Source organism: Candidatus Hydrogenedentota bacterium (genome assembly GCA_019695095.1).
Classification (GTDB): domain Bacteria; phylum Hydrogenedentota; class Hydrogenedentia; order Hydrogenedentales; family SLHB01; genus JAIBAQ01.
The window spans coordinates 1-3,401 of the sequence record JAIBAQ010000352.1 but is presented as its reverse complement, the minus strand read 5'-3'; the positions used below and the strand labels follow the sequence as shown (position 1 = coordinate 3,401).

The 3,401-nt window shown below is 58.5% G+C and carries 3 protein-coding genes; 1 reads left to right on the top strand and 2 read right to left on the bottom strand.

The window, feature by feature from the left end; translation table 11 throughout:
• Both K1Y02_26215 and pal read right to left on the bottom strand, forming a co-directional pair.
• Nucleotides 1-1,478 (bottom strand): hypothetical protein (locus K1Y02_26215; protein ID MBX7259878.1); only part of this gene is annotated, 1,478 nt, incomplete at its 3' end.
• A 145-nt stretch (nucleotides 1,479-1,623) separates the two neighbouring features.
• Entirely contained in the window at nucleotides 1,624-2,202 is a 579-nt protein-coding gene (pal, locus tag K1Y02_26210; GenBank protein ID MBX7259877.1) for a peptidoglycan-associated lipoprotein Pal, read from the bottom strand.
• Nucleotides 2,203-2,709: 507 nt separating this feature from the next.
• Between pal and rpoB the strand changes: the two genes are divergently transcribed.
• Nucleotides 2,710-3,401: DNA-directed RNA polymerase subunit beta (gene rpoB / locus K1Y02_26205; protein MBX7259876.1), on the top strand; the 692-nt coding region annotated here is incomplete at its 3' end.

The window sequence follows — 3,401 nt, the reverse complement described above, 5'->3', positions numbered from 1 at the left end:
TCGTTGGCGAGTTTGAGGAAACCGCTGCCCGAAATCGTGCCGTCGCCGGAGACGTTGGTGATGCTGATGACGGCCAATTGGCTTGCGCGATTCTCTTGGTCGCTGGAGGTATAGGTGTCGAAGTAGGAGGCCGTCCACGTGCCGATCAGTCCGCTCGTTGACGTGGAGCCTGTTCGCCACAACGCCACGCCGCGGCTGAGGAAGTCGTCGTTGCTGTTGAACTGCTGGTAGGAACCGACGAGCAACGAATTGGCCAACTGGAGCGTCCAGGAGAAACGGAAGCCGGAGCGGACCATGTCGAAGGTCATCTTGCTACCTAGCACGGTGCCGTTCTCGATGTTGTAGGTTTCGAAGGCCGGAGAGGTCGCGCTTTCGTCTAACAGCGAAACGGTTCCGGTGACGGTGTTGCCGTCCACCGTGAGGCCGTTGGTTACGAGCAGATAATCGGCGGGTTCGAGCGTGCCGGTGGCGTCGGTGTCGCGGAAGGCGCTGATCCAGGTCTTCTGGAAGTCTGCGGGTTTGGGCGTGTCGGGCGACTGATACCACGTGGCGTTTCCGAAGCGGACGAGGTCGGTGCCGTCGAACTGGCCATACGCGCCGACGAAGTAGCTGCCTGCATGAAATCCGAACCAATCCACTTCGCCGTCGGCGGGATCGGTTGGAACGAGCGTGAACTTGAGTTGTGTATTCTGCAAGGTGCCCGTGGCCGACGTGAATGGGACCGTATCCGGAGTGGAATTCGGGACAATCTCGACATACTCCGCGATCCCCGAGATGGCGCTGTCGGCGGAGGCAAGGGTCATGCTCGCGGTTCGGTCGCGATCGGGGAAAGGACTGGAAGGAACGGTGAAGTCGCGAAACGCGCTGACCCACGGTCCGTCGATGTCTGTACCTGAGACCCTGCGCCACGTCATGTGGCCGAATCGATCGACGACAAGGTTCGCGGCGCGCTCAACGAATACGCCTTCGAGCCGGTTGCCAATGAGGCGCACGTTAAGCTGGGGCGGATTGTTGAATTTGCCGGCTGCAGTGAAGTTCAGGATGGCGTCGTCTTGGCTGGCGCTGCCGGTGATGGTGAGTGCGAAGGGAGAACCGTCCGAAGCGGCTGTACCGCTATTGAAGAAGCGGAGCATTTGGCCGGTGCCGGTGATGGAAGCGTCTTTTTGCTGGAGGACCATGCGCGCGGCGTATTGACGTTGGCCGCTGCCTTCGGGCAGGTCGTCTCCGTAGGAGGCTATCCACGTGCCGGCGAAACGGTTGTCGGTCGAACCGCCTCCCCCGCCGCCGTTATCGCCGCCGCCGCCATTGTCGCCACCGCCGTCGCCACCCCCATCGTCGGGGAAGTCGGGGACGTCATCACGGCCAACGGACTCGAAGTAATTGATCGTTACGCCGTCAAGGTTGCAGCCGGAAAAGCAAAACAGCGCGAATACACATGCGCATATCCCGGCGAATGCGGCAATTCGTCGCGATGTCATTGTAAGCCTCCCGGTTGGACTGTCCCGTAGACATTATAGTCTGTTGGGAGACGTCTGTTACAGGCGTCAGGTTGACACGTCCGACCGCAGACGAAACACTGGAGAGACACGCCGACAGGGCATTGTGGACGCGACGAGGCGGCGGTTAGTTTTTGCGGCCCTGGGAAAATTCGCAACGGCGGTTTTGCGCCCATGCGCTTTCGTCGTGACCGAGATCGACCGGCGCTTCTTCGCCGTAGGTGATGGTGACGATGCGGTCGCCCGATACGCCGAGGCGAATGAGTTGTTCGCGGGTAGTCTGTGCGCGTTTGTCGCCGAGAGCGAGGTTGTATTCCGATGTGCCGCGCTCATCGCAATGGCCTTCGACTTGAACGTAGTTGCCGGGAGTCTGCTTAAGGACTTCGGCATTCGCGCGCAGTGTTTCGAGCGCATCGGGCCGCAGTTCATAGCTGTCGTAATCGAAATAGATCGGTTTCACGAGGCTATTGTCTTTGTTGAATGAAATGCTCGCGAGATCGACGTTGGGCAGCTCAAAGGAGTTGGTGTCTTCAAAGCCCGACGGTATACCGCTCAAGCCAAGCGGCGTATCCGAAGTCGATACCGACTGCGATGGTGTGAAACTCGGGTTGATGGGCGGCGCAGTTCTGCGGTGGCATCCGCTGCCAGCAACTAGAGCAACGACAAGCACCGGTGCAAGAAGGTGAGCTTTCCGCAATGTAACCATCGATCTCTCTCCAAAGGCGGATCGATCCGCATATGTGTGCGCAACGCATAGTGAGTGCGTAGCGCGATTCGTTGGATTGCATCAGTTCAGACCATTCGTGCACGTCTGTGGATGTAATACATACGTGTGCGGGAAAGTTTCCGCGCGATGCGTGTGGTAACCCGCGCGTGTAGCGTGTTGTACGGCTCACCAAATTCTGCCCGGAAAAGGAGTCGCGAATTTTCGGGTCCTATGTTATGATGGCGAAACGGTGTGGCGTGTCTGTTTCGGTGGCGGGACGCTGTAATTCCACGTATCGGCTGGGTCGAAGTTTCAGGCCAAAATCGGCCCCTTTCAGGCGCTCGGAAATGCGTGACTATTCATACTTGACATGTGCATTTTCGGCTGGTAAACTTCCGGTTTGTGCTCGCCTCGGTAGAAGTATGTCCATTTGTCGACCTCCGGCGTAGGGACAGAGGCCTTTTTTGTCTTCGACGAGGCCAACCAACCTGACAGAGGAACTTCCGCATGGCAGTCGCTCCAGAGCAAACGAATGGCCGCGTCTCGTTAGGGCGTATTCCCGACGAGATGGAGCTACCGGATCTCATTGAGATTCAGACCAAGTCATACGCGGACTTCCTACAATGGGAAGTCCCCCCGGATGAACGGGAGCCGAAAGGTCTCCAGGAGGTCTTTCTCGATGTATTCCCGATAGCGTCGCCCGACGGGATGACGCGTCTGGAATTCGTCCACTATTCTTTTGCCCCGCCCAAATACACCGTTCAGGAGGCCCAGCAGCGGGGTCTCACGTACGCGGCATCGCTTAAAGCGTTGCTGCGCTTGGTTCGTTACGAAGAAGTGGGCAATACGAACGAGCTGCGCGAGAAGATCATGGTCGAGCAGGAGGTGTTCCTGGGCGAACTGCCCATGATGACACCGACCGGCACGTTCATTATTAATGGCGCGGAACGCGTCATCGTCAGCCAGTTGCACAAGTCACCGGGTGTGTCCTTCGAAACGAAGATCCACCAGAACGGCAAGACCCTCCTCACCGCGCGCATTATCCCGTATCGTGGTGCGTGGCTTGAGTTTGAGTACGATGTCAACGACCTGCTGTGGCTGACCATCGACCGCCGGTCCCGCATCCTCGGGACGGCCTTCCTGCGCGCCTTCGGGTTCGAGGACAACGAAGAGATCCTGAAGCTCTTCTACCGCATCGA